Genomic DNA, 21,584 nt, shown 5'->3' on the forward strand with positions numbered 1-21,584 from the left:
GCGAAGCGCCGGATCGCTGCAGTCCACTGATCAAGCGCATAACCAATCCGCCCAATGACTGCGAATTTCGACGGCCAGAGACGCCAAAAACGGGCCGTCCGGCGGTTAAACGCGAATGACATCGGATCATTTCTCTATATTGAGCAAAACGTCCGATAATGCAAACTTATCAGTCATTATGTGATGAAGACAAGCCGTGCGGATAACTGCGAAGAATCTGGCCTAAACCGCACCGATGCAGTAGTCTTGCGGACATGGATTCGTCTTTCGCCACCGCCTTTCCGAGATCCGCGCCACCGGCCCTGCTGCCCGCCTGGTCTGTTCCGCGCGGACGTGATTTGGCAGAGACGGATGCGGCGTTTCATGCCGGTATCGCGCTGAAATCACTTGATGATCTTGTGCGTTCCGAACCGAACTGGGCCGGCTGCTGGCGGCAGCGCCAGGCGCTGAAATGCGCCGCAACGGCCGTGCGACTGATGGGCCGCAACGAGGACGAAACGGCGCTGCGGGTGGCGTCGCCTTAACGGGCTGTTTGCACCGACTTGCTATCGGGCTTTGATGACCGAGACCTCGCTTGCCCACTTCAAACGCCACCGGTTTCCCGCTGAGATCATTGCTCATGCTGTCTGGCTCTATTATCGGTTCCCGCTCAGCTTCCGTGATATTGAGGATCTGTTGGCGGAGCGCGGCATCAGCGTCTCATTTCAGACCGTCTCGGAATGGGCGGCGAAATTTGGCGTGAAGTTCGCCCATCAGCTCCGACGCCGCTCACGAGGCCACTTTGCCGACAAATGGCACCTCGATGAGATGGTGGTGACGATCAAGGGAAAGAAATACTGGCTGTGGCGCGCTGTCGATACCAACGGTTACGTCCTCGATGCCCTGCTGCAAAGCCGAAGGAACAAGGCGGCCGCTATGCGTTTGATGCGCAAGCTGCTCAAGGACCAGGGTACCGCCCCGCGTGTGATGGTGACCGACAAGCTGCGTTCCTATTCCGCCGCAAAATCCCAGTTGATGCCGGGCGTCGAGCATCGCTCGCACAAAGGGCTCAATAATCGGGCCGAGAATTCTCACCTTCCCGTGCGACGACGCGAGCGACGCATGATGCGCTTCAAATCCGCGCGCCAATGTCAGCGTTTCGTCTCAGCTCACGGCCAGATTGCCAATCTCTTTCTTCTTCACCGGAAATACTTGACCGCCGCAGACCATCGCCAGCTTCGCGCTCACGTCATCTCGACATGGCGCGAAATCGCTTCATCCATTGGCGCGTGAAATTCTAGCGGAAGAAACTATCGCGTCTCAAAATCGGTTAAGGCGACGCCACCCCCTGCACATACCTGGTTGCCGCACGTATTCGGCGGCTCAATACCGCAAACCAGGCCAGGCTCGATCGAGGAGCGGCTCGTCAATACCGTGCTGAACCGCCACGACGAAGTCGAAAGCCTGCTGCGCGACGCGCCCGGGCACTACTTTCCGATCTTCATGAACCACAAGGGCGAGACCATCGTCGGTCCCTGGGCGATCGGATTTTCCCTTGGCCTCAGTCTGGGCGGCGAAGCGTGGGCGCCGATCCTCCTTGCCACGCCAAAGCCCGTGATCGCCCCCATCATGGCCGTCAATCCGCAGCTCGCCAAACTCCTCATCCGGCTTTCTCCTCAGGAGCGGCGCAAAATAAGGGCGACGGCCCACCACCATATCTCATCCGCAGTCCTGCAATTGCACGCAATCACAAGACACGCTCGGTAACAACGCGCCCAGCAGCATCAACCCAACCTACATGCAAGGTGGTGGGTTCGTCGCGCTTACAGTCGAACGAAGTGGATGGTGAGGTCGACGGCATGATCCTGGCGGGTCTCCTGAACGGAACGGGCGAAAGCCCAAAAAAACATGCCTTGACACATAGCCCGTCAATGGCCTGATTGTTCCTGCCAATTATCTTGCGAAGGGCAGGCCATTTGTTCAAGCACTCACAGCTCGAATCCGTGCAGGCCTGGATGGCCCATCCTGCCAATGCGACGATGCCGCTGCACGCCCGGATACAACGGGCGATCCGGCAGTTGATCCTCGACGGCGTGCTGGGACCGGGCAAGCCGTTGCCGGCCACCCGCGGGCTTGCCAAGGCACTTGGCGTGTCGCGTGATACGATCGAGGCGGCCTATATCCAGCTTCACGCCGAAGGGTTCATCGAGCGGCGAGTCGGCAGCGGCAGTTTCGTGGCCGAGATCTCGGCATTTCAGCCCGGCCAGCGCAGATCGCGGCGGGATTCGCTGTTGCGCAACCAGGCCCCGAACCTCAGCAAGCGTGGAGCAGCCATGTTCAGCGGCGGCGGCGTGCGTGACATCCTCGCGCCACGGCCGTTCACGCATGGCATACCGGAAACACGGGAGTTTCCGCTGCAATTGTGGGAGCGCCTGGAGCGGCAGGTCCTCAAGGACTACGGCACGAAAGCCCTTCTGCACGGCGATCCTCAGGGCGCCGAACCGCTCCGGAGAGCCATCGCCGACTATGTCAATCTGGAGCGCGGCGCGCGTGCCACGGCCGATCGCGTTCTCGTCCTCACCAGTTCGCAGCAGGCGATGTCGCTCTGTGCGACGACGCTGCTCGATCCCGGCGCTCTATTTCGTCGAACAATTGTAGCCGCAAAACAGTTGTACGGCGTTCGTGGAACGGTTGATGCAGCTATCGATGGCATATTCGGGATAGTGACACATGATCCCATGGTCAATGGTATCCCATGCCACCATATAGCAAATGAATGGTTCCCTGCTTAGAGCTACGAACGTAACGAACCAATTTATCGTCATTGTTCCAGCGAGGTGTACTATCTCCGCGCCAAAATGCGAGGCCGCCTCAATTCATCCTATCCTAACACCGGTTGGGGGAGCATGACGGCACGCAGATCCTTGAGCTGTGCGCCTGCAGAATGACTGAGATTGCCACCTATGCCACAGGCGGAAGTCATGCTTCCATTTACCCCATGCACCTCATTCGACAGTAGCGGTCCAAACAGCTTACACCGCCTCATGCATAGGATTTTTAGAGCGTAGCCGCTTTGAATCCGCCGAGCCAGATCCAGAACCCTTCGTGCAGCTCCGGCTCAGAGTCGCCAGGCATTTCTAAAGGTGCGAACCAGCATTGCTGCGTCGTAGAGACTAGCCGCATGCAGGGCTGGGAATTCGGCCCCCACCCGCTCCGGGGGCGATGCTCGTAAGCTGATAATACACTTGCTCCCCTCAATGACGCTCATTCTTCGCAGCTACGCATCGATTGGGCTTTTATCATTTACGTTCAGCGTCAACGATATTTCTAACCTCCGTCGATAATATAATATTTGATTATAGATAGCGCAATAATTGGCATTTGACTAAGCGTTATCATGTTGAAATATTATGCATATAGGCGGCATGAAGGCAGCCAGGGCTGAGGTGTGGAGCCGGACGTAGCTGCAGTGCCTAACACCGAATCCTGCCTACAGCGCGACCTGTAGTTGGCACGATTCCATGAATGCAGGAGCAAGACGATGATCACACGTCGAGACAGAACACCAATCATGCATCGGTCAGTTGAATATGCTGATGTGATTTACTTCGGTGGCGTGCTGGCCGATGAACTCAAGGGCGCCTCGATGCGGGCCCAAACGACGCAAGTTTGTGCCAAGCTCGACAAATTCCTCGCAGAAGCGGGAACCGACAAGACGAAACTAATTTCCGCGACCTTGTTCATCACTGACATGAACCTGAAGCAAGAGATGAACGACGTCTGGACTTCTTGGCTCGACGCACAGGATTTGCCCGCGCGTGCGACGATAGGGGTTTCAGATCTTGGCCAGGACGTCCTGATCGAAATCGTCGTTACCGCAGCAAGGTAAGGCACGCCGAATTTTATCACCTACCGCGAAACGGTGGCTAGGCAGCGAGAGACTGTCGGCTCCGCGGGAGCATCCTATGTCTGAGAACCACAAAAAAGTAGGCATCGCTGGAGCCGGAATCGTCGGCGTATGCACGGCGCTGATGCTTCAGCGCCGCGGATTCAAAGTCACCTTGATTGACCCGAACCCTCCTGGCGAAGGTGCATCGTTTGGGAATGCCGGATGCTTCAACGGCTCATCCGTCGTCCCTATGTCCATGCCGGGAAACTTGACGAGCGTGCCGAAGTGGCTCCTTGACCCGATGGGGCCGTTGTCAATCCGGTTCAGCTATTTTCCAACCATCATGCCCTGGTTGATTCGCTTTCTGTTAGCCGGAAGACCAAACAAGGTGAAGGAGCAGGCGAAAGCACTCCGCAATCTCATCAAGTCCACGGTGCCTCTGATCAAGTCATTGGCGGAGGAGGCTGATGCGAGCCATCTGATCCGCCATGAAGGTCATCTGACCGTATATCGTGGAGAAGCAGACTTCGCCAAGGACCGCGGAGGTTGGGAACTGCGGCGTCTCAACGGTGTTCGCACGCAGATCCTCAGCGCCGATGCGTTGCGGGATTTCGATCCGAACTTGTCGCATGCGTTTACCAAGGGCATTCTTATAGAAGAGAACGGTCACACGATTAATCCGCAAGGGCTCGTGACCCTCTTGTTTCGGCGTTTTATCGCGAACGGTGGCGAATTCGTATCTGCGCGTGTCATCGGCTTTGAGACTGAAGGTAGGGCGCTTAAAGGCATTACAACCACGAACGGCGTTCTGGCCGTTGATGCAGCGGTTGTCGCAGCCGGCGCACACTCGAAATCACTTGCTAATTCGCTAGGCGATGACATCCCGCTCGATACCGAACGTGGATATCATATCGTCATCGCGAATCCGGAAGCCGCTCCACGCATTCCGACGACCGATGCGTCAGGAAAATTCATCGCGACACCTATGGAAATGGGGCTTCGCGTGGCGGGTACGGTTGAGTTCGCTGGGCTCACAGCCGCTCCTAACTGGAAACGTGCGCATGTGCTCTATACGCACGCTCGAAAACTTCTTCCAGCCCTCGCGCCTGCGAGTTCTGAAGAACGATATTCCAAATGGATGGGGTTCCGGCCGAGCATCCCGGATTCGCTCCCCGTGATTGGCCGGGCAACCCGGACACCCGACGTAATCTATGCTTTCGGCCATGGTCATCTCGGCATGACAGGGGCGCCGATGACCGCAACGCTCGTCTCAGAGCTCCTCGCAGGCGAAAAGACCTCAATCGACATTTCGCCCTTCGCACCAAACCGCTTTGGTATTGGCAAATCCAAGCAAACGGGTCCGGCAAGTTAAGTACTTACGCGGTCGTGAGTACAGCGCAGAGCCGGTGTCAAGATCAATCTGCACCTCGCAATCACCTCGGAGACGCGAAATGGCGCAAATAGAACACATATTAACGAGTCACGCCCCGAAGCCTTTGGGTCACTACAGTCAGGCGGCCCGAGCGGGTGGATTCATTCATGTTTCCGGTCAGCTTCCGATCAAACCAGAAGGCCAGTCGGAGCAATCTGACGATCTCTTCGATAACCAGGCCAGTCTCGTTCTCCGGAATTTGCTGGCCGTACTCGAGGCGGCTGGTGCGACGCCTTCTCATGTCGTGAAAGTCACAGCTTACATCGTCGGCGTCGAGCATTGGAGCAGCTTCAACGCAGCATATGCCAAGGCGTTCGGTGAAGCGCGTCCTGCCCGGTCGGTCGTTCCAGTGCCGGCGCTTCATCATGGATACCTCATCGAACTTGATGCTGTTGCTCTCGATCCGAGCGATACCGATCGAGGCGCCGCAGCGATTACAGCGTAAGGAGCGCGCTTGGATATGTACATTCCGAATCTTACCGACGTGCTTGCAGCACGAGCCTTAATCGAACCCCATATTCATCGCACACCCGTTCTCACATCGACATTCATCAATGGACTTGCTGGCGCCGAACTCTTCTTCAAGTGCGAGAACCTTCAGAAGGCTGGGGCCTTCAAAGCGCGCGGCGCGTCGAACGCGGTGTTTGGCCTGAACGACGAGCAGGCGAAGAAGGGTGTTGCAACGCACTCGTCCGGCAATCACGGAACCTGCCTTTCCTATGCAGCTGGTCGGCGCGGCATTCCCTGCACCGTAGTGATGCCGCGCACCGCGCCGCAGGCTAAGAAGGATGCGGTCCGGGGCTACGGCGGTCGTGTCGTCGAATGCGAGCCGTCAACCTCGTCGCGTGAGGCCGTCTTTGCCGAGGTTGTTGCCGAGACCGGCGCGGAATTCGTGCATCCCTATAACGACCATCGTGTCATCGCCGGGCAGGCGACCTGCTCTGCCGAGTTGATCGAGCAGGTCGACGGTCTCGACGCCGTGGTCGCGCCGATTGGCGGCGGCGGCATGGTGTCGGGAAGCTGCCTGACGCTCTCCAATCTCGCGCCCGGCGTAAAGATCTACGCCGCCGAGCCCGAGCAGGCCGACGACGCCTACCGTAGCTTCAAGGCCGGCCGCATCATCGCCGACGACGCGCCAGAAACGGTCGCCGACGGCCTGAAAGTGCCGCTGAAGGAACTGACCTGGCATTTCGTGAAGAACAACGTCACCGACATCCTGACGGCTTCCGAGCAGGAGATCGTCGACGCGATGAAGCTGATCTGGAAGCGCATGAAGATCGTGATGGAGCCGTCCAGCGCCGTGCCGCTGGCGACCATCCTGAAGAACCCTGATGTCTTTGCCGGCAAGCGCGTCGGCGTGATCGTGACGGGCGGCAATGTGGATCTCGACAAATTACCGTGGAACTGAGGAGAAGAGCATGAACGCGACGACTCAAACTGAACAACTCGACGTCGGTTTCGACGTGCCGGCGGTCCCCGGCATGGACGAATCCCAGATCCAGACGCCCTGCCTGATCCTCGACCTCGACGCGCTGGAGCGCAATATCCGCAAGATGGGCGATTACGCCAAGGCGAACGGTATGCGCCATCGCAGCCACGGCAAGATGCATAAGTCGGTTGACGTGCAGAAACTGCAGGAGAGGCTCGGCGGCTCGGTCGGCGTCTGCTGCCAGAAGGTCAGCGAGGCGGAAGTCTTCGTGCGCGGCGGCATCAAGGACGTGCTGGTGTCGAACCAGGTGCGCGACCCGGCCAAGATCGACCGGCTGGCCCGCCTGCCCAAGCTCGGCTCGCGCATCATCGTCTGCGTCGATGACGTTGCCAACATCGCTGACCTGTCTGCTGCCGCCGAAAAGCACGGCACGCAGCTCGAAATCTTCGTGGAGATCGACTGCGGCGCCGGCCGCTGCGGCGTCACCTCGACCGACGCCGTCGTGAAGATCGCCCAGGCCGCCGACGCGGCGCCGGGCCTCAAGTTCACCGGCATCCAGGCCTACCAGGGCGCGATGCAGCACATCGACAGCTATGAGGCGCGTAAGGAGAAGCTCGACGCGGCGATCGCCATGGTCAAGGACGCCGTCGAGGGCCTGAAGGCTGTCGGGCTGGAGCCGGAACTGGTTTCCGGCGGCGGCACCGGCTCCTATTATTTCGAGACGGGCTCGGGCGTCTATAACGAGCTGCAATGCGGCTCCTACGCCTTCATGGACGCTGACTACGGCCGCATCCTCGATAAGGATGGCCACCGCATCGACAAGGGCGAATGGGAGAACGCGCTGTTCATCCTGACCAGCGTGATGAGCCACGCCAAGCCCGACCGCGCCATCTGCGACGCCGGCCTCAAGGCGCAATCGGTCGACAGCGGCCTGCCCTTCATCTACGGCCGCGACGACGTGAAATACATCAAGTGCAGCGACGAGCACGGTGTGATCGATGACCCCAAGGGCGTGCTGAAGGTCAACGACAAGCTCAGGCTGGTGCCCGGCCATTGCGATCCGACCTGCAACGTCCATGACTGGTATGTCGGGGTGCGCAACGGTAAGGTCGAGACGGTCTGGCCGGTGTCGGCACGCGGCAAGGCGTATTGAGAACGTACCTGCGAAGCGCAACTGGGCGCTCCGGTGTTATTCTTGGAGGAGTCAATCCATGATCATCGTACCGGAGCGTCTGATCTCCGACCTCATGAGCGAGGCCGCTGTCTTTGAAGCCATCGAAAGCGTCTTCGCTGCCATGGCGCGAGACGAGGCCCGTAACTTCCCCGTCATCCGAGAGGCGATCGGCTATGCCGACGCGCTCTACGGCTTCAAGGCTGGCTTCGACAGTGCGGGGCTCGTCCTTGGGGTCAAGGCGGGCGGCTACTGGCCGGGCAACATGGCGAAGGGCTTGACCAACCACCAGTCCACGGTGCTGCTGTTCGACCCGGACACCGGCCGGATCAAGGCGGCGGTCGGCGGTAACCTGCTGACCGCGCTGCGCACGGCCGCCGCCTCGGCGGTGTCGATCAAGCATCTGGCCCGCCCCGACGCCCGCGTGCTCGGCATGGTCGGGGCCGGTCACCAGTCCGCCTTCCAGATGCGCGCCGCAGTGCGGGCGCGCAAATTCGACAAGGTGGTTGGTTGGAACTTGCACCCCGAAATGCTGTCGCGGCTGGCCGACACGGCGGTCGAACTCGGCCTGCCTTTCGAGGTGGTCGACCTGCCACAACTCGGGGCACAGGCCGATGTCATCATCACGATCACATCCAGCTTCGCACCGATTCTTCTTTCCGGGCATATTCGCCCAGGAACCCATCTCGCTTGCATGGGGACCGACACTAAAGGGAAGCAGGAAGTAGAGGCGGCTCTTTTCCCACGCGCTCGGCTCTTTGCCGATGAGGTTGAACAGTCCGTCACCATCGGTGAGGCGCAGCACGCGGTGGCGCAGGGATTGATCGCGACCGGCGACATCACGCCGCTCGGCGCGGTGATCGCCGGCCTGGCGCCGGGGCGGACCTCGCCGGAGGAGATCACGTTGTTCGACGGCACGGGCGTTGGCCTCCAGGATCTCGCGGTGGCGTCAGTTGCGGTGGATATTGCTCGGGCGCGAGGGCTCGCCCTGGAAGTGGAGCTTTAGTTCTGCGCGCGATTGACATTGAGGGAGATGGCTTGACGTCGGACTTGGATTGCCAGATCAGCCCGCACTCTGTAGTGACCGCGCTGAAGAATGTGCCCCCAAACCCATTTTCGCGATATCAGTCGTTCATGACGATGAGGATAACATACGGCTAGGCAAGCTTTGCTGAAGTCGATCGCTCCGAAAGAAAATTTCGAAAGCTTTTTCGAAACTCGACTATAAACTCGTTCGTAATCGAAGACGCTTTTATGTGCGTCGGTAGCACGATTGTCCAATTGATAGAGATTGGCGGATCGATTGGCCGAACTACCAAAGATGAAGAATATCTATCGGCAGTAAACGGATCGACGATCGAAACGCCGAATCCTGCTGAAACCATACCACAAACAATCATGGAGAGTGGAGTTTCAGCCTTAATACGTCTGATTATTCCTCGCTCGCGCATTATGGCATCGACCATGACATGCATTACCGACGGCTGTATGAGTGAGATGAAATCCTCATTGTCAAAGTCCTCGGGAACGATTCGCTCGCGTTCCACGAGCCGGTGTTGGAGAGGGAGCACCGCTACCATATCGCAGGGTGGCAGTTCTTCGATGGTGACGTTGGTGAGTTGCGTGTTCTCGACGACTCCGAGATCACAATGGCCGGTGCTGATCCATTCGAGGACGAAATGAGAATTCATGCCGTGAAGCGACATATTTAACGATGGCCTTTTGGCAAGAAAACCTGCGGCAAAGGCCGGCAGGAACCCGTTTGCTAGTCCCGGCAGTGCCGCGATGCGCAGAGAACCTCCTCGTCTTTCTCTCAAATCGCGCGCCAAGCCGGCGATACGCTCAAGTCCAACAAATGAGCGGTCGATCTCGCGATAGAGTGCCATCGCGTCGCCGGTTGCAACAAGTCGACCTCCAGAGCGTTCGAACAAATTCAAGCGCGTCTCGTATTCCAAATCTTTCACGAGCCGACTGACCGCAGGTTGAGTGATTCCGAGAATGTCCGCCGCAGTCGACACTGAACCGCTGATGATGACCGCGCGGAACGCCTCCACCTGCCTATGCTTCAGCATAATCTTCTCCATCATATAATATTTGCACATAGATCGGCCGCTATAATGCATTTGACCGGCAGTCACCTATCGCATTTATTATACCCTCTAGGAAGAGGCAGCGACGGTCAAAATGGTTTGCGTGAACGTCACATGCGACTGACCGTGTTGTGAGGCGGTGTGTCGTGGCCGGTGCCTTTTCTGTTTGGGAGCAGTCGCAAGGCAACGTACCAATTGGATATTGAACATCCGCCACATGGGTCTGCAACGCGACCAAGAAACCAGCAGCCAGCTATCTCTTTCTAATTGCAACCTCTGGAGGAATACGATGTTGAAGAAACTTTGTGCTTTTGCAGTCGTCATGACAGCAATGTGTGGTGGTGCGTCGGCAGATGATCTCACCGGAACGCTGAAAAAGATCAAGGACACAGGAGTGATCACGGTCGGCAACCGCGACTCGTCCGTGCCCTTCTCATATCTCGACGACAAGCAGCAGCCGGTCGGTTATGCTGTTGATATCTGCCTGAAGGTCGTCGACGCCGTCAAAGAGCGGCTCAAGCTTGATAAGCTTGAGGTGCGATTTAACCCCGTTACTTCGGCAACGCGCATCCCGTTGATCGCAAACGGGACCGTTGATCTCGAGTGCGGCTCAACCTTCAATACTGCAGAGCGCCAGAAGCAGGTGGCGTTCAGCAATACATACTTTCTGACTGCAAACAGGTTCGTTGCCAAGAAATCGAGCAATCTCAACTCGATTGCCGACCTCAAAGGCCAGTCAGTCGTGTCGACATCCGGAACGGTCAATATCCAAGAGCTGAACGAAGTGAATACGGCGCAGCAACTCGGCATGAACATCATTGCCGCAAACGACCATGCGGAAGCGTTCCTTATGGTCGAAACGGGTCGTGCGGCAGCATTCGTGATGGACGACATTCTGCTGGCCTCGCTCGTTGCCGGGTCGCGCGATCCGTCCGGCTATGCAATCTCGCAGGATGCATTTTCCAATCCCCAACCCTATGCAATCATGCTCCGTCGCGACGATGCGGAGTTCAAGGAACTAGTAGATGACGCGACCGCCGCGCTCTACAAGAGCCCGGAGATGCTGGATATCTACAACAAGTGGTTCAACCAGGCCATCCCGCCCCGCGGGCTTAACCTGAACGTCCCGCTTGACCCGGCATTGAAGCGCGCGTTCGAGAACCCTTCCGACTCCGCCGACACGGCCTCCTACCTGCAATAATTCCAACAACTGCCTCATGGCGAAAGAACGTCGCCATGAGGCTTGGAGCGTACGGAGGGCTCTATGAACTATAACTGGAACTGGGGAATTCTCTTCCAGCAATCGCTGGATGGGTCGGGTAGTTACTTGGAAATGCTGTTGCGGGGTCTGCAAGTAACGCTAGTCACCGCAGTAGGTGCATGGCTTCTTGCGCTGGCACTGGGTCTTGTCGTCGGGGTGATGCGGACGATGCCGTCCGGGCCTGCCCAAAGGATTGCGAGCGCATATGTGGAATTGTTTCGCAACATTCCTTTCCTTGTACAGCTTTTCCTTTGGTATTTCGTGTTGCCTGAACTGCTACCGCAAAGCATGGGCAACTGGTTGAAAGCGTTGCCAAATTCGGCGTTCTGGACGACGGTCTTGGGGCTCGGCTTTTATATGTCGGCACGAGTCGCGGAACAGCTCCGTGCGGGCATCAGCTCACTGCCCCGTGGTCAGAAGCTGGCGGGTGCCGCAATCGGGCTTACGACACCGCAAACCTATCGATATGTTCTGCTGCCAATGGCATTTCGGATCATCCTGCCTCCACTGACGTCTGAGTTCCTGAACACGATCAAGAATACGTCGGTGGCACTCACGATCGGACTGGTAGAACTCACTGCCCGCGCCCGAGCCATGCAGGAATTCACCTTTCAGATATTCGAGGCGTTCACCGTCGCGACTGTCCTTTATCTCACTGTCAACATCCTGGTAACGATCGGGATGCGCTACCTTGAACACCGGGTTGCTGTACCTGGCTATACTGCGGGGCGTTAACGATGTTCTATAGTTTTGACTTCGACGTCATCGCCCGTTCTCTTCCCTATCTATTCTGGGATGGCATGCGTTTCACGCTGCTACTGACCGCGCTCGCCACCATCGGGGGGATCGTGCTTGGAACCCTCCTAGCACTCATGCGGCTTAGCTCGATCAAAGCCTTGTCGACACTCGCCGGCGGGTACGTGAACCTGATGCGGTCTCTTCCGCTCGTACTTGTAATTTTCTGGTTCTACTTCCTCGTCCCCTATATTGGGGCCTGGCTCATCGGAGCGAGCCAGCCGATCGCCGTGGGCGCATTTGCGTCGGCACTCATCACGTTCACCCTTTTCGAGGCAGCATACTTCTCAGAAATCATGCGAGCCGGAATCCAGTCGATCCCTCGCGGACAGACCGGCGCCGGGTATGCAATAGGGTTAAACTACTCACAGGTGATGGGCTATATCGTTCTGCCGCAGGCATTCCGCAATATGCTGCCGGTCATGTTGACGCAAACGATCATCCTCTTTCAAGATACATCTCTCGTATATGTCATTTCGCTGACAGACTTCCTCGGTGCTGCTTCTAAAGTCGCACAGCGCGATGGTCGCCTTGTGGAAATGTATCTCTTCGCGGCGATCATATACTTCGTGATCTCATTCGCCGCCTCCTTCCTGGTCAAGCGCCTCGAAGCGCGCACAGCAATCATACGGTGATCAAATGTCTGCTACGATCCAATCCCAAGTGTCCCCCAACACCTCGCGTCCGCTCGAAGGAGCAGCCATGATCGAACTCAGCCATGTTAGCAAATGGTACGGGCAGTCTTTTCGCGTGCTGACGGATTGTTCGACAAACGTCAACAAGGGCGAAGTTGTCGTGATTTGCGGTCCATCCGGGTCCGGGAAATCAACGCTCATTAAATGCGTTAATGCCTTGGAGCCCATCCAAGAGGGGAGAATTGTTCTCGACGGGGTTGAAGTTACTGACAAGAAGACGAATCTTACGAAGCTTCGCTCCCGGGTGGGTATGGTTTTCCAACATTTCGAACTTTTTCCCCACCTCCGAATTTATGAGAATCTCTGCCTGGGTCAGATGAAGGTACTTGGCCGGCGCCGCGATGAGGCGATGGCAAAGGCTATGAAACTCCTTGATCGAGTTGGGCTGAAGGCGCACGCGGAAAAATTCCCTGGCCAGCTTTCGGGAGGCCAGCAGCAGCGCGTGGCGATTGCGCGTGCGCTTGTCATGGACCCGATTTGCATGCTTTTCGATGAACCCACCTCAGCACTCGATCCTGAGATGATCAACGAAGTGCTCGACGTTATGGTCGAACTCGCGCAGGAAGGGATGACCATGATGGTTGTCACGCACGAAATGGGGTTTGCGAAGAAGGTAGCAGACCGCGTAATTTTTATGGACAAGGGCGAAATTGTCGAAGATGCGACGAAGAGTGACTTTTTCGGCACTCCTCGAAGTGAGCGAGCGCAAATGTTTCTTTCGAAAATACTATCGCACTAATGCATCCGACCGCCCAAACCCTCAATTACCTACATCGTTCATAGTCTTTGTGCCCCGTGAATCGACTGTGATTCCTTCTTTCACGTCGATCACGGAGGCGTCAGAGATACGAGGGGAAGCCGACACCAGAGTGCCTGGTAAACGTCCGGTGAGGGTGCTGGGCGATGTACTACGGCAATAGCCGTTGAGCTTCGCGGTTTCGATGAGCGACGAGAGCGACGCCCTTGTCCGCTTCAGCAAACAACCGGTCCTTAGAGCCGAATGCGATTGGCCGGATCGCCTGTTCGGTGGCGCTATTGCCGATCTCGACAGTACTGTAGTTGAAGAAGCGGCACGAGGACGCCCAGCGCGTACTGGCGAATCGGCTCCACCGTGCTGCTTGAGTGCGGCAGTTTGCGCAGTGTGCTGAATGCGCATCGACACTGTTTTGCTCATCAGCTTTGTCGCTGGCTGAGCCGCGCGGAGGAAATGGCGAAATCGAAAACGAACACTCACGCGGACGCCAATGTCGGGGCAAAGCGTCCGCAATCCGTGGAAAGAAATGACAGATTCTAGCGAGGGCTGATTTCCATTTGATGGCAGGCCGGGCCGGTAAGGGGGGTGAAGAGCATGATCCACCAACGATCGGAGGTATGACATGAGATTGCGTCACCTGAGATACTTCATCACCGTAGCGGAGGAACTGAGCTTCACGCGCGCGGCGGACAGGCTGCACATCCAATCTTCACCGTTGTCGCGCGCGATCAGGGATCTTGAAGACGATGTGGGCGTCAAGCTGCTGCATCGCTCGAAGGGCAAGATCAGACTAACCTGGTCGGGGGAACTTTTCTGGCAGGACGCGCGCCGTCTGCTCTCTCTCTATGACGAGGCAAAGAACTACGCCCACAAAACGGCTGACGGCAATCGCAGCCGTATCCGGCTGGGTATCGCCGACAGCCTCGCGCAGCCGCGGCTGATCAGCCTGCTGGCCATGTGCCGAGAGGAGGAGCCACTGACGATGATCGGCATCGCCGAGATGACGGCGGGCGAGATGCTTGCCGCGCTCAATCGCGACCTGATCGACGTCGGCATCACGGTCGATGGTGAGGAGATCGACGGCTTCGTCAGGGAAGCAGTCTGGTCGGAGCGTCTTGTCCTTGCCCTGCCGCGACACCACCCGCTGTTGTCGTTCGACCGGGTTCCATTCAGGGAGGCCCTGCGTTATCCGCTGATCCTCTGCCATCCGGACAAATGCGCTGGAGGCTACAAGTTGTTTCAGCAAATGTTCAAGGCGAGCGGCCTGCCTCCGCCTACGATTGCCGACTATATTTCCGGGCATGAGCCGATGATGTTGCTGGTGGCGGCGGGCTACGGCGTGGGGTTCGGGCTGGAATCGCAGGCGGCGCTTTACAATCATCCCGACATCAGAGGTGGCTCGGTTTGTCTGAACAGCTTCGGGCGTTTCGCTAAGTGGATTTCCGCCTCGATTATGCCGCCACCATCATTGGTGTCAGCGCGTTGAAGTAGGCCTGATCCGGCGTCCGCCGGTCAAGGGATGAATGTGGGCGTCTGGTGTTGTAGAAGTTCAGATATCGGCCGATGCCAGCGCGTGCCTCGGACACAGTCTTATCGGCATGGAGGTAGACTTCCTCGTATTTGATCGAACGCCAGAGCCGCTCGACGAAGACATTGTCTCGCCACGCACCCTTGCCATCCATCGAGATGGCGATCTGTGACCTCTTCAGCACGGCGGTGAAGTCGATGGAGGTGAACTGCGATCCCTGGTCGGTATTGAAGATTTCCGGCCTGCCATGACGGGCAAGTGCCTCCTCCACCGCCTCGATGCAGAAGGCTGCTTCCATCGTGATCGACAACCGCCATGACAAGACCTTCCGGCTGAACCAGTCCACGACGGCGCACAGATAGACAAATCCCCGCGCCATGGGGATGTAGGTCAGGTCCATTGCCCAGACCTGATTGGGCCGGGTGACTGCCAGCTTTCGTAGGAGGTAGGGATAAATTTTGTGCCCTGGCGCTGGTTTCGAGGTGTTCGGGCGGCGGTAGATCGCCTCGATGCCCATCTTCTTCATCAGCGTGGCGACGTGTCGCCGCCCGGTCTCCAGACCTTCTCCTCTCAAGAGCCCTTGCAACATCCGACTTCCGGCAAAGGGGTAGTCGAGATGCAATTCGTCAATCCGGCGCATAAGGGCCAGATCGCCGTCAGACACCGGACGAGGCAGATAGTAGACGCTGCCACGGCTGAAGCCGAGAAGCTTCGCCTGGCGCACGACGGATAGCTTGTGCTCGCGGTCGATCATTTCTTTCCGCCCAGCAATCCCGCCTTGCCGAGCGCACCGGATAAAAAATCGTTCTCCAGTGTCAGTTCGCCGATTTTCGCGTGCAGCGTTTTGACATCGATGGTCGGACCCGACGGCTCCGCTTTCGTTTCATCGCCGAACACACCTGTCGCCCCCTCAAGGAGCTGGTCTTTCCATTGCTTGATCTGGTTGGCGTGCACATCGAACTGCTGGGACAACTCCACCAGCGTCTGCTCACCTCGGATGGCGGCAAGTGCCACCTTCGCCTTGAAAGCCGGGCTATGGTTCCGGCGCGGTCGTCTCGTCATGGTCTCTCCTGTTCCCGGCATCTAAGCCGAAGTCAGGCAGAAACTCCACTTATCCCCGCTGTGCAGATTTCCCGAGCCAGCTCTATGGCCTGCCAGAGGTCACGGCGGTGGAAGTCAGGGTCGGCGCCGTTGATCTTCACGGCCTCGTTCCAGGCGACGGACTGGAGGCCGAGCTTCGGCTTCCAGTGGAACTTGACGAAGGTCGACTCGTCCTTGGCGTTGACGAAGCGGAACGTATGCACGCCGAACCCTTCCATGAAGCGGAAAGAGCGTGGGATGGCGCGATCGGACATGACCCACATGATCATGTGCATGCTCTCGGGCGTCAGGCTGATGAAATCCCAGAAAGTGTCATGGGCTGACTGCGCCTGCGGAAAGCCTCGATCGGGTTCGGGTTTTACCGCATGGATGATGTCGGGGAATTTGATGGCATCCTGGATGAAAAAGACCGGAATGTTGTTGCCGACCAGATCCCAATTGCCTTCGTTCGTGTAGATCTTCACGGCAAAACCGCGCACGTCGCGCGCTAGGTCGACAGAGCCTTTGCTGCCCGCGACCGTCGAGAAACGGACGAAGGCGGGCGTGCGTTCGCGAGGGCGCTGAAAGAGGTCGGCCTTGGTGTAAGCGGCAAGCGACTCATAGGTTTCGAAGAAGCCGTGCGCGCCATAACCTCGGGCATGTACCACCCGTTCGGGAATGCGCTCGTGGTCGAAATGGAAGATCTTTTCGCGGAAATGGAAGTCGTCGACGACGAGCGGCCCGCGCGGGCCGACGCGCAACGAGTTCTGATCGTCTGCGACCGGCCCGCCCTGGGCTGTCGTCAACACGGGCGTGTCGCCTTCGGCTGTCTGATGCAGTTCACCGCCAGCCCCACGCTTTAGCTTCACATCGTGGATCGTGGCGGTGTTGGTTGCGGGATGCGACGATGCAGCGGTTGTCTTCCTGGCCATGGTGGGCTCCTGATGAACTGGTTTCAACGGGCGCCGATGACCCGAAAGCAGAAGGGCCGCCCTTCAAGGGCGGCCTGATCATGTGGTCGGCAGTCTAGCTGGCTTTCTTCAACGAGCCCTTGGCGTTCGCGGAGGCTTTGCCAAGCGCAGTCAGCTTCTGGTCGGTGGCGATCTCCTCCTGGAGATTGGCATCGAGAAGGGGGATCGCGTCCTCCAGCCCGAGCTGTTTCGCCCAGGCCTTCAGCGTACCGTACCTGGCGATCTCATAGTGCTCGACCGCCTGGGCCGAGGAGATGAGGCCGGCATCGAGGGCGGCGGTGCCCTTGTAATCTTCGATGATCTCCTCGCCTTCGGCGATGATGCCCTGGATGGCTTCGCAGGTCTTGCCGCGGGCCGGCTTGCCGAGGAGCTCGAACACCTGTTCGAGGCGCTCGATCTGCCGCTGGGTTTCGTCGCGGTGCTGCAGGAAGCCGGCTTTGCCTTCTTCCGACTGGGCCGCACGCGCCATCTTCGGCAGGGCCTTCAGGATCTGTTTTTCAGCGAAGTAGATATCTTTGAGCGTATCAAGGAAGAGGTCGTTCAAAGTCTTTTCCGTAGCCATTGGAGAATCCGATCAAATTTTCGAGAGGAATGGACTCAAACAACCGTGGAACCGAGACGACGTTCCGCTGCTCGGAAAATAAATCGGTACGAACCGAACCCACCCTCACTTCATCAAGCCCGCGGAACGCAGCGCTTTCTCGATGATGGACTGAATACTGTTGTCAGCGCCGGCAGATGAGGGCGGCTGCTTGACCGTTCCTTCTGGGGAGAAAGACGCATGCGGCTGACCGCGGCGCTCGAAGGAGGCGGCAAGGCCCCAGCCTCTCGCTATCTGCACAGTCGAGGAAACACCTACGTCGAGCATGAACGGCGCTGCCCTGCCATATCCGCTGGACGCTTCGATCGGCGTGCCATGACCCATACCTGAAATGGTGTAGAGTTCTATTGCCTCCAGGCCGCGATCGTCGTGCCATACAGATCGCAAATTTCGACCCATCGTCTCGATTTGGGTGGGCTGTTCCGGAACCGCATGTACGCCCCGCCATTGCGCGACGAGCGCGGCTGCGTTGTCAGGGACCACAGTGTTGTCGCTCGTACCCTGCCAGACGGAAATCGTCGGCCAAGCGCCATCATGGCGTGAGGCGGTGCGCAGGCTTTCCTGCAGGCTATTGGTGCCGGGAAGACCCTGCCCGCGCATTCGGTCGAACGCCTCGGGAACAGTCAAGGCGGCGGCGTAGGGCAAGCCGGCGATGATAGCGCCACCGGCAAAGACTTCTGGATAGCAGGCCAACATGGCATTCGCCATGGCGCCGCCGGCCGATAGACCGGTGATATAGATTCGGCGCTCATCGACGCCATGTTCGGCGACCACGCTGGCGATCATCTGTCGGATCGACATCACTTCGCCCCGATCCCGCTGGGTGTCCGCGGCATTGAACCAGTTGAAGCACAGGTTCGCGTTGTTCTGCCTGTTCTGTTGGGGGAAAAGGACAATAAAGCCGTAGTCCTCGGCGAGCGCGGACCAGCCTGAACCGACATCGTAGCCGGCGGCGGTTTGCGTGCAGCCGTGCAGCACGACCACCAGAGCCGGTGCCGCCGGCAATTGCTTCGGCACATGCTGCCACGCCGCCAAGGCGCCCGGGTTTCCGCCAAAATGATCGAGCTTCTTGAGAATGGAGCCGGGCGATGTCGCAGGCTTGACTGAGCGCAGTCGCGCGAGCCGTTCGAGTGTATCAGATAGCGATCTCATGAGGAGCTCCAGGTAGCGCGCCGGATTGGCCGCATACACTGAAACCCCTCCGCAGCATTAAAGTTGCTGCGCTGCACAATAATTCTTCTGGCGAATGAACGGAAAGAAGCCGCCCCGAGAGGGCGGCTTCCAGATTGCTTATCGTGTAACAATCAAGGCTGCTTCTTCATCGTCACGCTGGCGTCCGCCGAGAGCTGCTGCAGCCGATGCGATGAAGGCGCCGACGAGAAGGGACAGGGCGCCAAGCATCGCCGCCGTCGCGGCGGATTTTCGGGCCTCGTCGGCGGCTTTGAGGGCGGCATTCTTCGCATCCTCGATCTGAGTCAGTACCTGATCGACCCGGGCGCGCGCCTCTTCGGGTGGGATACCGGCGCGTGACGCAACGATTGATGAAATATAAGCCCGGTCGGCCTCCGGCACGCCGTCATTTACCGCACCTTGCATCAGGATGCGGGAAATTTCGGCCGTGGCCGATGCATTGTCCGCTTGAGCGCGGCTCGCGAGATCCTGCGGGCGCAACAGCATATCCGTGAAGTAGCCGGTCGCAGCATCGGGTGCGGCCGCATCGCTGTTTGCCGCGGCCGCGGTGCCCGCAACCGTGGCGGTGGCTGTCGCCGTCGATACGGCCTGGGCGCCGGCGCCGGCGAGCGAGGTGAATGCAGAGCCTGCCATGCCAACGACAACCACCGTTGCCAGTGCCCAGCTTAGAAAACCATGCGCGGTGTCGCGAAAGAACACCTCATCCGTATGGACGTTGGCCCACTTGGTGCGCAGGCGGCCGGTTAGATAGCCGCCGAGCGCGGAGGCCAACCACTGGACGACCACGAACCAGATCGCTGCCGTGACGCCGACAGTGGTGAAGGAAGCACTGTCGCCCGACCATGGCGAGACCATCGTCAGGCCGACGCCGGAGCCAAGCAGGAGTAGAATGATCGTGGCGGCCGCCGCGGCCACCGCGCCGCCGATGACCGGCCCCCACGCGAGGGCCGGTGTGCTGGATTCCACACCGACGTCGGAAACACCCGAGCTGTAAAGGGACATGTCCGCCTCCTATCGCAGGAAGAGGACGAGCAGGATAACGATCGGCAGGGGAATACCCAGAAGCCAGAGAAGAATGCCGCGACCCATTTTGAAGACCTCCAGTAATGCGCGAGCGAATACCCGCACCTGGCGCCCCAACTCCTTGAATTCCCTGATGTTCCATAAAACAGCGCGGCAATTTCTATTTTTCGAATTGCGGAACTATGCGACAAGCAGGGTGTTCCTTTAGGGCCTGATCTCAGGCTCGAACGAGGAACAAGATCATGAAAAAACTTCTCCTAGCCGCCGCCTTGGTGGGCGCATCGACCTTTGGCGCGTTTGCTCAGACGTCAACCACCCCGGCAACCGATGGCGACACGCCGGCTGTTGCTACGCCCGATACCAAGAATGCGACTGCTCCGGTCGAAGGCGCGAACAGCTTCACGGAGGACCAGGCGCGGGAACGCATTACCGCAGCAGGCTATGCCGATGTTACCGGCCTCATGCTGGATGACAAGGGTGTCTGGCAGGCCAAGGCGACCAAGGACGGCAAGGCCGTGAGCGTCGCGCTCGACTATCAGGGCAACATCGTCGCCAACTAAACTGAGCCTTTAGGAGATTCCTATGAAAACCGTTACAGGACTTTTCGACGAATATTCCGATGCAAGCGCTGCCGTCAGTGCCCTGGAGGCACGCGGCGTGCCGTCCAGCGATATCAGCATCGTTTCCAACAATGCGGACGAACGTCATAACAAGGAAACCAATGCCGCCGAAGGCGCCGGGACAGGTGCAGGCATCGGTGCGGCCGTCGGCGGCGTCGGCGGCCTTCTCACCGGGCTCGGCATCATGGCCATTCCCGGCGTCGGGCCGGTGGTTGCTGCCGGTTGGCTTGCCGCCACGGCGGCGGGCGCAGTGGCAGGCGCGGTAGCCGGCGGCGCAGCAGGCGGGCTGATCGGCGCGCTCACGGAATCCGGCGTCTCCGAAGACGACGCACATGTCTATGCGGAAGGGGTTCGCCGCGGCGGAACGCTCGTGACGGCGAAGGTTGACGAAAGCCTCCAGGCGGAGGCCGAAGCCATCCTTCGCAAGTCGAACTGGGTTGATCTCGGCCAGCGGCGCGCGGTCTATGCCAACGAGGGCTGGACCCGGTTCGATGACACCCTCGACCCCTACGGGCCGGCGGAAGTCGAACAGGAGCGCCTGCGCTATAGGCGTTGAACCATCTCGGAAAAGGCCGGCAATCGCCGGCTTTTTTACGTCGGGTGGATGATTGATACTCGAAGGACGTAGCGCCCGCTTCGAACATTGGCGATTGGCAATCAATCTTGCGATCAGGAAATGTTAGGTCGACCCACGTCCATGCCAGCCCCATCGCGTGCCAATGCCTTCTCGATCTCGCCCGGCGACACCTGAAGGAATTGGCGCCTGGCCATAGCGACCGAGATCGCGGGAATTTCAAGATGGGTCGCCACCCTCCGATACGCCGTGAAGCTCAGGTCTTCTATCAACTCCTCGTCAACGACAAGGCGATACGTGCCCGCTTCCAGAGGCTCCGAAAGGGACTCCAGATGAAATGGATGCGTGAATGTGATTTCGGTTTCTGTGGTTCTTTCGGTTGCGTATTCCGCTGAAGCCGGCCACTGATTCCGAAACGAAGCCGGCCACCTGTTCCGATTTCATTCCGGCCAGCATTCCGATCTGAAGCCGGCCAGTCGATGCTCCCCTGGGTCGTTGTTT

The 21,584-nt window shown here is 58.6% G+C and carries 23 protein-coding genes and 2 pseudogenes; 17 read left to right on the forward strand and 8 right to left on the reverse strand.

Annotation, left to right across the window (positions count from 1 at the left end; translation table 11 throughout):
• Window positions 1-338: 338 nt before the first annotated feature.
• The 10 genes and pseudogenes from L0976_RS27535 to bhcD all read left to right on the forward strand — a co-directional run bounded on the left by L0976_RS27535 (window position 339) and on the right by bhcD (window position 8,906).
• Entirely contained in the window at window positions 339-524 is a 186-nt protein-coding gene (locus L0976_RS27535; RefSeq protein WP_370643881.1) for a DUF1403 family protein, read from the forward strand.
• Between the two features lie 34 nt (window positions 525-558).
• Window positions 559-1,272, forward strand: coding sequence for an IS6 family transposase (locus L0976_RS27540; protein WP_112590951.1), 714 nt, complete (start codon window positions 559-561; stop codon window positions 1,270-1,272).
• 69 nt (window positions 1,273-1,341) lie between these two features.
• Window positions 1,342-1,746 (forward strand): UPF0149 family protein, encoded by a 405-nt coding sequence (locus L0976_RS27545; RefSeq protein ID WP_011578809.1) that lies wholly within the window; start codon window positions 1,342-1,344, stop codon window positions 1,744-1,746.
• 209 nt (window positions 1,747-1,955) lie between these two features.
• A pseudogene (locus L0976_RS27550) lies at window positions 1,956-2,681 on the forward strand (GntR family transcriptional regulator); the annotation flags it as partial.
• Between the two features lie 839 nt (window positions 2,682-3,520).
• Complete coding sequence (locus L0976_RS27555; protein WP_011578811.1) at window positions 3,521-3,868, forward strand: RidA family protein; 348 nt, start codon at window positions 3,521-3,523, stop codon at window positions 3,866-3,868.
• Window positions 3,869-3,944: 76 nt separating this feature from the next.
• Window positions 3,945-5,240 carry an FAD-binding oxidoreductase gene (locus L0976_RS27560; RefSeq protein ID WP_055976397.1) on the forward strand — a complete coding sequence of 432 codons (1,296 nt, stop codon included), beginning with the start codon at window positions 3,945-3,947 and terminating at the stop codon, window positions 5,238-5,240.
• A 79-nt stretch (window positions 5,241-5,319) separates the two neighbouring features.
• On the forward strand, window positions 5,320-5,745 hold the full coding sequence (locus L0976_RS27565; RefSeq protein ID WP_011578813.1) for a RidA family protein: 426 nt from the start codon (window positions 5,320-5,322) through the stop codon (window positions 5,743-5,745).
• 15 nt (window positions 5,746-5,760) lie between these two features.
• On the forward strand, window positions 5,761-6,708 hold the full coding sequence (gene bhcB / locus L0976_RS27570; protein WP_162707492.1) for a beta-hydroxyaspartate dehydratase BhcB: 948 nt from the start codon (window positions 5,761-5,763) through the stop codon (window positions 6,706-6,708).
• A 10-nt stretch (window positions 6,709-6,718) separates the two neighbouring features.
• Complete coding sequence (bhcC, locus tag L0976_RS27575; RefSeq protein WP_055976388.1) at window positions 6,719-7,882, forward strand: 3-hydroxy-D-aspartate aldolase BhcC; 1,164 nt, start codon at window positions 6,719-6,721, stop codon at window positions 7,880-7,882.
• A 58-nt stretch (window positions 7,883-7,940) separates the two neighbouring features.
• Window positions 7,941-8,906: an iminosuccinate reductase BhcD gene (gene bhcD / locus L0976_RS27580; protein ID WP_011578816.1), complete on the forward strand. Its 966-nt coding sequence runs from the start codon at window positions 7,941-7,943 to the stop codon at window positions 8,904-8,906.
• Between the two features lie 151 nt (window positions 8,907-9,057).
• Here the strand turns inward: bhcD and L0976_RS27585 are convergent, their stop codons facing one another.
• Entirely contained in the window at window positions 9,058-9,987 is a 930-nt protein-coding gene (locus L0976_RS27585) for a LysR substrate-binding domain-containing protein (protein WP_234190464.1), read from the reverse strand.
• A gap of 292 nt (window positions 9,988-10,279) precedes the next feature.
• Between L0976_RS27585 and L0976_RS27590 the strand changes: the two genes are divergently transcribed.
• The 4 genes from L0976_RS27590 to L0976_RS27605 all read left to right on the forward strand — a co-directional run bounded on the left by L0976_RS27590 (window position 10,280) and on the right by L0976_RS27605 (window position 13,480).
• Complete coding sequence (locus L0976_RS27590; protein ID WP_011578818.1) at window positions 10,280-11,191, forward strand: amino acid ABC transporter substrate-binding protein; 912 nt, start codon at window positions 10,280-10,282, stop codon at window positions 11,189-11,191.
• 63 nt (window positions 11,192-11,254) lie between these two features.
• Window positions 11,255-11,986 (forward strand): amino acid ABC transporter permease, encoded by a 732-nt coding sequence (locus L0976_RS27595; protein WP_011578819.1) that lies wholly within the window; start codon window positions 11,255-11,257, stop codon window positions 11,984-11,986.
• A 2-nt stretch (window positions 11,987-11,988) separates the two neighbouring features.
• Window positions 11,989-12,681: an amino acid ABC transporter permease gene (locus L0976_RS27600; RefSeq protein ID WP_011578820.1), complete on the forward strand. Its 693-nt coding sequence runs from the start codon at window positions 11,989-11,991 to the stop codon at window positions 12,679-12,681.
• A gap of 67 nt (window positions 12,682-12,748) precedes the next feature.
• On the forward strand, window positions 12,749-13,480 hold the full coding sequence (locus L0976_RS27605; protein WP_041544187.1) for an amino acid ABC transporter ATP-binding protein: 732 nt from the start codon (window positions 12,749-12,751) through the stop codon (window positions 13,478-13,480).
• A gap of 169 nt (window positions 13,481-13,649) precedes the next feature.
• On the opposite strand, the gene L0976_RS28835 is transcribed toward L0976_RS27605, so the two are convergent.
• Window positions 13,650-14,195 carry a transposase gene (locus tag L0976_RS28835; protein WP_370643882.1) on the reverse strand — a complete coding sequence of 182 codons (546 nt, stop codon included), beginning with the start codon at window positions 14,193-14,195 and terminating at the stop codon, window positions 13,650-13,652.
• Between L0976_RS28835 and L0976_RS27610 the strand changes: the two genes are divergently transcribed.
• Window positions 14,118-14,981 carry a LysR substrate-binding domain-containing protein gene (locus L0976_RS27610; RefSeq protein ID WP_011578822.1) on the forward strand — a complete coding sequence of 288 codons (864 nt, stop codon included), beginning with the start codon at window positions 14,118-14,120 and terminating at the stop codon, window positions 14,979-14,981. The two genes, L0976_RS28835 and L0976_RS27610, sit on opposite strands and share 78 nt — an antisense overlap.
• Here L0976_RS27610 and L0976_RS27615 read toward each other — a convergent pair.
• The 5 genes and pseudogenes from L0976_RS27615 to L0976_RS27635 form a co-directional block, all read right to left on the reverse strand.
• A protein-coding gene (locus L0976_RS27615) for an IS3 family transposase (protein ID WP_166016296.1) occupies window positions 14,947-16,085 on the reverse strand; the annotation gives its coding sequence in 2 pieces (ribosomal slippage) (window positions 14,947-15,827 and window positions 15,827-16,085; 1,140 coding nt in all). The genes L0976_RS27610 and L0976_RS27615 overlap by 35 nt on opposite strands.
• Before the next feature lie 80 nt (window positions 16,086-16,165).
• Window positions 16,166-17,035, reverse strand: a pseudogene (catE, locus tag L0976_RS27620) (catalase C); the annotation flags it as partial.
• Window positions 17,036-17,129: 94 nt separating this feature from the next.
• Window positions 17,130-17,636, reverse strand: coding sequence for a ferritin-like domain-containing protein (locus L0976_RS27625; RefSeq protein ID WP_112590948.1), 507 nt, complete (start codon window positions 17,634-17,636; stop codon window positions 17,130-17,132).
• 105 nt (window positions 17,637-17,741) lie between these two features.
• Window positions 17,742-18,827, reverse strand: coding sequence for a PHB depolymerase family esterase (locus L0976_RS27630; RefSeq protein ID WP_112590968.1), 1,086 nt, complete (start codon window positions 18,825-18,827; stop codon window positions 17,742-17,744).
• Window positions 18,828-18,965: 138 nt separating this feature from the next.
• A complete protein-coding gene (locus tag L0976_RS27635; RefSeq protein WP_234190474.1) occupies window positions 18,966-19,868 on the reverse strand; it encodes a hypothetical protein in 903 nt (300 codons plus the stop codon).
• A gap of 263 nt (window positions 19,869-20,131) precedes the next feature.
• Here L0976_RS27635 and L0976_RS27640 point away from each other — a divergent pair, with 263 nt between their 5' ends.
• Complete coding sequence (locus tag L0976_RS27640; protein ID WP_234190475.1) at window positions 20,132-20,449, forward strand: PepSY domain-containing protein; 318 nt, start codon at window positions 20,132-20,134, stop codon at window positions 20,447-20,449.
• Between the two features lie 22 nt (window positions 20,450-20,471).
• A complete protein-coding gene (locus tag L0976_RS27645; protein WP_234190477.1) occupies window positions 20,472-21,065 on the forward strand; it encodes a general stress protein in 594 nt (197 codons plus the stop codon).
• A 113-nt stretch (window positions 21,066-21,178) separates the two neighbouring features.
• Here the strand turns inward: L0976_RS27645 and L0976_RS27650 are convergent, their stop codons facing one another.
• Window positions 21,179-21,439 carry a hypothetical protein gene (locus tag L0976_RS27650; RefSeq protein ID WP_234190479.1) on the reverse strand — a complete coding sequence of 87 codons (261 nt, stop codon included), beginning with the start codon at window positions 21,437-21,439 and terminating at the stop codon, window positions 21,179-21,181.
• Window positions 21,440-21,584 lie beyond the last annotated feature (145 nt).

The organism is Shinella sp. NM-101, from assembly GCF_021401195.1.
Lineage (GTDB): Bacteria > Pseudomonadota > Alphaproteobacteria > Rhizobiales > Rhizobiaceae > Shinella.